General features: G+C 69.9%; 6 protein-coding genes. 5 read left to right on the plus strand and 1 reads right to left on the minus strand.

Features of this window, described 5'->3' with window-relative positions:
• The first annotated feature begins 144 nt into the window (after positions 1 to 144).
• The gene (locus AC1RTA_RS16120; RefSeq protein WP_492785317.1) at positions 145 to 720 is read left to right on the plus strand and encodes an energy transducer TonB; all 576 of its coding nucleotides are present in this window, start codon (positions 145 to 147) and stop codon (positions 718 to 720) included.
• An 86-nt stretch (positions 721 to 806) separates the two neighbouring features.
• Here AC1RTA_RS16120 and AC1RTA_RS16125 read toward each other — a convergent pair whose 3' ends face one another.
• Positions 807 to 2,018: a CaiB/BaiF CoA transferase family protein gene (locus tag AC1RTA_RS16125; protein ID WP_152089754.1), complete on the minus strand. Its 1,212-nt coding sequence runs from the start codon at positions 2,016 to 2,018 to the stop codon at positions 807 to 809.
• A gap of 85 nt (positions 2,019 to 2,103) precedes the next feature.
• Here AC1RTA_RS16125 and AC1RTA_RS16130 point away from each other — a divergent pair, with 85 nt between their 5' ends.
• From AC1RTA_RS16130 to AC1RTA_RS16145, 4 genes are all read left to right on the plus strand, one after another.
• On the plus strand, positions 2,104 to 2,514 hold the full coding sequence (locus AC1RTA_RS16130; RefSeq protein WP_014235165.1) for an HIT family protein: 411 nt from the start codon (positions 2,104 to 2,106) through the stop codon (positions 2,512 to 2,514).
• A gap of 102 nt (positions 2,515 to 2,616) precedes the next feature.
• On the plus strand, positions 2,617 to 3,393 hold the full coding sequence (gene rsmA / locus AC1RTA_RS16135) for a 16S rRNA (adenine(1518)-N(6)/adenine(1519)-N(6))-dimethyltransferase RsmA (protein ID WP_014235166.1): 777 nt from the start codon (positions 2,617 to 2,619) through the stop codon (positions 3,391 to 3,393).
• 185 nt (positions 3,394 to 3,578) lie between these two features.
• Complete coding sequence (locus AC1RTA_RS16140; RefSeq protein WP_152089755.1) at positions 3,579 to 5,207, plus strand: NAD(P)/FAD-dependent oxidoreductase; 1,629 nt, start codon at positions 3,579 to 3,581, stop codon at positions 5,205 to 5,207.
• Between the two features lie 38 nt (positions 5,208 to 5,245).
• On the plus strand, positions 5,246 to 6,156 hold a 911-nt coding region (locus AC1RTA_RS16145; protein WP_492785318.1), incomplete at its 3' end, for a hypothetical protein.

Here is a 6,156-nt window from a genome sequence, read left to right on the forward strand (position 1 = left end):
CAGGTGGGCAGGGTGGGGGAAAATTTCATCATTCGCTTCCGTTGTGCCGCCGAAGGCGCTTGCATCGCCCCCCCGGCTTGTGGTCTAAAGACGCTTTTGCTCACGGCCCGCAACGGGCCCCTTGCGATCCTTCTGCGACTGCCGATGCGGTTCCACCGGTTTCACGCCGCCCTTCTCTGTTCTCTCGCGCTCCATGCCGCCGCGCTCCTGCTGCTGCCGCCTCCGGCGGCGCCGGCCCGGGCCGCCGTGCCGTTGCAGGCGCGCCTGCGCCCGCCGCCTCTGACGCCTGCCGCCCAGGAACCGCCGCCGCCACCGCCCCGGGAAGAAGCAGCGCCGCCACCACCGGAGAAACCTGCGACCGCCAAGCCCAAGCCCGAGAAAAAGGCCTCGGCCAAACCGGCACCGGCCCGTTTCAAGGAGCCGCCGGCCAGTTTCAACGGTTACCCGGTCCTGGCGGGGAACGCCGCCCGCAGCGCCTTCAGCCAGCTGGCGCGGCAGCCCCTGTATCCGCCCGAGGCCATTGCCCGGGGCCTGCAGGGCGAGGTGTTGCTGCTGCTGTTCCTCGACGCCAACGGCAATGTGCAGGCGGCCCGGGTGGAGCGCAGCAGCGGCCAGCTCCTGCTGGACCAGGCCGCCGTCGGCGCCGCCCGCCAGCTCAAGGCCCTGCCGGAAGGGGCGCCCCGGGAGGCGATCCTGCCGGTGCGCTTCAAGCTGGACTGAAACGGCCGCCCTCCGGCTCAGGCCGGAACCACCACCGGAGCACCTGGCGGCAGCGGCAACGGCCGCAAGCCGAGGCCCCTATTCTCTCAGATTGCCCCGGCCTCGCGCAGGGCGGCGATGGCCTCGGCGTCGTAGCCGAGCCGGGTCAGCACCGCCTCGGTATGTTCCCCCAGCCCCGGCCCCAGCCATTCGGTGCCGCCCGGGGTGGCGGAAAGCTTGGGCACGATGCCCGGCACCTTGAAGTCCTTGCCGTCCGGCAGGCGGGCGGACTGGATCATCTCCCGGGCCAGGAACTGGGGATCGGCGAACATGTCGGCCGCCGAATAGACCCGGGAGGCGGGCACCTCCGCCGCTTCCAGCTTGGCCAGCAGCTCGGCCTCGTCCAGGCCCGCCACCCAGGCGTCGATCAGGGCATACACCTCGTCCCGGCGCCCATCCCGGCCGGCGTTGTCGGCCAGGCCCGGGTCGGTCGCCAGATCCTCCCGCCCCAGGGCCCGCATCAGGCGCTGGAAGATGGCATCGCCGTTGGCGCCGATGGTGACGAACTTGCCGTCCCGGGTCTTATGGGTGTTGGAGGGGGTGATGCCGGGCATGATGTTGCCGGTGCGCTCCCGCACGAAGCCGAAGACGTCGAACTCGGGCACCAGGGATTCCATCATGGCGAAAATGGCCTCGTACAGGGCCACGTCCACCACCTGCCCTTTGCCCCCTTGCACCTCCTTGTGGCGCAGGGCCATGAGGGTGCCGAAGACGCCCCACAGGGCGGCGATGGAATCGCCGATGGAAATGCCGGTGCGTACCGGCGGCCGGTCGGCAAAGCCGGTGATGTAGCGCAGGCCGCCCATGCTCTCCCCGACGGCGCCGAAGCCCGGCTGGTCCTTGTAGGGCCCGGTCTGGCCGAAGCCGGAGAGGCGCAGCATGACCAGGCCCGGGTTGAGGGCGGATAGTTCCTCCCAGGAGAGGCCCAGTTTTTCCATGACCCCGGGGCGGAAGTTCTCCACCACGATGTCCGCCTCCGCCACCAGCTTGCGCACGATGTCCCGCCCCTGGGGATGCTTCAGGTTCACCGTCACCGACTGCTTGTTGCGGGACTGGACGAACCACCACAGGGAGGTGCCTTCGTACAGCTTGCGCCACTTGCGCAGGGGATCGCCGCCGTCCGGCGACTCGATCTTCACCACCTCGGCGCCGAACTCGGCCAGCAGGCGGGAGGCGAAGGGCCCGGCGATGAGGGTGCCCAGCTCGACGACCTTGAGGCCGGCCAGGGGCTTGGGAGGACAGGAGGCGGCTGCGGACATGGGGGCGGAACCTGTAAGGGAAGGCGCCATTATGCCCGCTCCGCCCCCTGGCCTATACTGCCCGCCACAGCCACGAGGAGAAGCCATGAACCAGACCGTTTTCAGCCGCATCATCAACGGCGAACTGCCCTGCGCCAAGGTGTACGAGGACGGCCACGTCTTCGCATTCATGGATGCGGGCCAGGTCAATCCGGGCCACGTCCTGGTGGTGAGCAAGAAGCCCTTCGAGACCCTGCTCGACGCCGACGAGGAAACCGCCGCCGCCCTCATGCGCGCCGCCCGCAAGATCGCCCTGGCGGTGCAGGACGCCTTCGGCCCCGAAGGCATCACCATCCTTCAGGCCAACCGGCCCCAGGGCTGGCAGACCGTGCCCCACCTGCACCTGCACGTGCTGCCCCGCCACGCCGGCGACGGCGTCGGCCTGGTGTGGCCGCGCAAGGAGCCGGGCCTGGAGCAGTTGCAGACCCTGGCGGCAAAAATAAAGGTAACGGACTGAAGCTGCGGGTAAAATACGCCCCCTTCGCCTGTCGCCCGCCCGCCGGCGCGGCAGTCCGGCGGCACCGACCCCAGCTCCCCACCCTTTAATCATCGAGTCCCCATGAAACACATCGCCCGCAAGCGCTTCGGCCAGAACTTTTTGCAGGACCCGCAAATCGTCGCCGACATCGTGGGCGCCGTGAATCCGCCCCGGGACGGCCAGGTGGTGGAAATCGGCCCCGGCCTGGGCGCCCTCACCGTGCCCCTGATGGCCCGGGTGGACCACCTGCACGTGGTGGAGATCGACCGGGACCTGATCGCCCGCCTGAAAAAGCAGTACCCCAAGGACAAGCTGACCATCCACGAGGGCGACGCCCTGGAGTTCGACTTCGGCCAGCTGGGCCCCAACCTGCAGATCGTCGGCAACCTGCCCTACAACATCTCCACCCCCCTGCTCTTCCACCTGGCCAGCTTCGCCCCCATGGTGCGGGACATGCACTTCATGCTGCAGAAGGAAGTGGTGGAGCGCATGGTGGCCCTGCCCGGCGAGAGCGAATACAGCCGCCTCTCGGTAATGCTGCAGTACCGCTTCTACATGGACTGGCTGCTGGATGTGCCACCCGAATCCTTCGACCCGGCGCCCAAGGTGGATTCGGCCGTGGTGCGCCTGATTCCCCGTCCCCAGGAAGAACTCACGGCCAAGGACCCGGCCCTGCTGGAAAAGGTGGTGCAGGCCGCCTTCTCCCAGCGGCGCAAGATGCTGCGCAACACCCTCAAGGAACTGGGCGGCGAAGCCTGGCTCGAAGCCCACGGCATCAAGCCCACGGCCCGGGCCGAGGACGTGCCGGTGGCCGACTACATCGCCCTGGCCAACAGCCTGGTCAAGCCCGAAAACTAGGCACCCCTGAGAGGCAGGCGGGATGCGGCTGCCGGGCACAGCATCGCCGGCAGGCCCGTCCTTTCTGCCTCCCAGCCCATCCCCCTGACGACTACTGGCGCCACGCCATTGCCGCCGCGGCGGGCCGCCGGCCAAGCGGGTAAAATGGCGGCCTTGGCTCCCCCCCGGTGTTACGGATTCATCCCATGCTACGACTGACCGAAATCAAGCTCCCCCTGGACCACCCCGAAGCGGACCTGCGCAGCGCCGTCTGCCAGCGTCTGGGCATCGCCGACGGGGACCTGCTGGGTTATTCGGTCTATCGCCGCAGCTTCGATGCGCGCAAGAAGTCCGCCATCGTCTTCATCTACGCCATCGACGCCGAGGTGCGCGACGAGGCCGCCGTGCTCAAGCGCCTGGCCGGCGACAAGCACGTCATGCCCTCCCCCGACACCACCTACCGCTTCGTCGCCCGGGCCCCGGCCCAGCTGGCGACGCGGCCCGTGGTCATCGGCACCGGCCCCTGCGGCCTCTTCGCCGGCCTGCTGCTGGCCCAGATGGGCTTCAAGCCCATCATCCTGGAGCGGGGCAAGGCGGTGCGGGAACGCACCAAGGACACCTGGGGCCTGTGGCGCAAGGGCGAGCTGAACCCGGATTCCAACGTGCAGTTCGGCGAAGGCGGCGCCGGCACCTTCTCCGACGGCAAGCTCTACAGCCAGATCAAGGACCCGCAGCACCACGGGCGCAAGGTGCTGGAAGAGTTCGTCAAGGCCGGGGCGCCGGAGGAAATCCTCTACATCAGCAAGCCCCACATCGGCACCTTCCGCCTGGTGGGCATGGTGGAGAAGATGCGGGCCAACATCACCGAACTGGGCGGCGAAGTGCGCTTCGGCTGCCGGGTCGAGGAAATCGAGATCGAGCGGGATGCCGCCGGCAACGGCCAGGTGCGCGGCGTGGTGCTGGCCGACGGCGAGCGCATCCCCAGCGACCATGTGGTGCTGGCCGTGGGCCACAGCGCCCGGGACACCTTCCACATGCTCTACGCCAAGGGCGTCTACATCGAGGCCAAGCCCTTCTCCATCGGCGTGCGCATCGAGCATCCCCAGGCCCTCATCGACAAGGCCCGCTTCGGCCCCTTCGCCGGCCACCCCCTGCTCGGCGCCGCCGACTACAAGCTGGTGCACCACTGCAGCAACGGCCGTTCCGCCTACAGTTTCTGCATGTGCCCCGGCGGCACCGTGGTGGCCGCCACCTCGGAGCCGGGCCGGGTGGTGACCAACGGCATGAGCCAGTATTCGCGCAACGAGCGCAACGCCAACAGCGGCATCGTGGTCGGCATCGCGCCGGAGACGGACTACCCGGGCCATCCCCTGGCCGGCATCGACTTCCAGCGCCACTGGGAATCGAAGGCCTTCGAAGCCGGCGGCGGCACCTACGCCGCCCCCGCCCAGCGGGTCGGTGACTTCCTCGCCGGGCGCCCCTCCACCGCCCCGGGCGGGGTCGAGCCCTCCTACACGCCGGGAGTGCACTGGACCGATCTCTCCCAGTGCCTGCCCTCCTACGTGGTGCAGGCCCTGCGCGAAGCCCTGCCGGCCTTCGACAGGCAGATCCGCGGCTTCGCCATGGCCGACGCGGTCATGACCGGGGTCGAGACCCGCACCTCCTCCCCCATCCGCATCAAGCGCGGCGACGACCTGCAGAGCCTCAACACCCGGGGCCTGTACCCGGCCGGCGAAGGCGCCGGCTACGCCGGAGGCATCCTCTCCGCCGGGGTGGACGGCATCAAGGTGGCCGAAGCCGTGGCCCTGGACATGGTGGGCCGGCCCGCCGCCTGAGCGGCCGCGCCCGCCGGCATCCCGCTCACGCGCACGCCATGGGCTTTTTCGACTGGCTGCTCGGCCCCCGCCACAGCGACCTGGCGGACGACGGCCTGCAACAGGCCATCCACCAGGTCATGGCCGGCGTCGATCCGCGCCTGCAGGCCATGCACGGCGCCCGGGAGCGCCTTGCCCCGGCCGTCGCCCACGCCCTCGACTACGCCCGCAGCATCGCCGCCCGCCAGGCCGACTGCCTTCCCCTGCAAGCCTCCCGCTGGGCCGCCAGCCCGGTGCTGCGGGCCCTCTTCGCCCGCCCCGAGGACATCACCGCCACCGTGAATGCCAGCCCGGACCTGCGGGAATTCCTCGACAGCGGCGGCGACGGCTGCGGCGACACCATCTACTGCATCGTCGCCGCCACGCCGCAACAGCACACCACCCTGGGCACCGCCCTGGAAGGGGACCTGCTGCGCCGGGACGTGGAGCGGCACAGCATCAGCTTCGGGGACTTCCGCCTGGTGGGCTTTTCCGCCAGCCCCCAGGCCCTGCAGCAGCGCACCCAGGAGATGGTGCTGGAAGCCCTGGTGCTGGACGCCCTGGCCGAAATCACCGCCAGCCAGGCCCGGGGCCGGGCCCTGGAGGCGGAGCACGGCCTGCTGCGGCACCGCCTGGCACTCATGGCCCAGAGCCGGGCCGGCCTCAACGGCCTGGAAGCAGAAGGCGCCCACCACCAGGACGTGGCCCAGCTGCGCCAACAGCTGGCCGACAACGAAGCCGCCCTGGCCGCCGCCCATAGCGGCAGCGGCTGGCTGGAGGCCACCCTGGAACAGTTGCAGGCCCACCTGGCGGCGGCCGAGGAGAGCCTGCCCATCCGCCCCACGGTGCTCTGGCTCGACCCCATGAACCTGATGACGGCACCCCAGGCGGCCAATGCCGCCCCCGTGGCCCTGACGGAAATCGCCCGCCC

The sequence above is a fragment of the Azospira sp. MPR-E4 genome (genome assembly GCF_058809645.1).

Coding starts and splice junctions, on each gene's coding strand:
- AC1RTA_RS16120 (WP_492785317.1), top strand. CDS start 145: ATGCGGTTCCACCGGTTTCACGCCGCCCTTCTCTGTTCTCTCGCGCTC.
- AC1RTA_RS16125 (WP_152089754.1), bottom strand. CDS start 2,018: ATGTCCGCAGCCGCCTCCTGTCCTCCCAAGCCCCTGGCCGGCCTCAAG.
- AC1RTA_RS16130 (WP_014235165.1), top strand. CDS start 2,104: ATGAACCAGACCGTTTTCAGCCGCATCATCAACGGCGAACTGCCCTGC.
- rsmA (WP_014235166.1), top strand. CDS start 2,617: ATGAAACACATCGCCCGCAAGCGCTTCGGCCAGAACTTTTTGCAGGAC.
- AC1RTA_RS16140 (WP_152089755.1), top strand. CDS start 3,579: ATGCTACGACTGACCGAAATCAAGCTCCCCCTGGACCACCCCGAAGCG.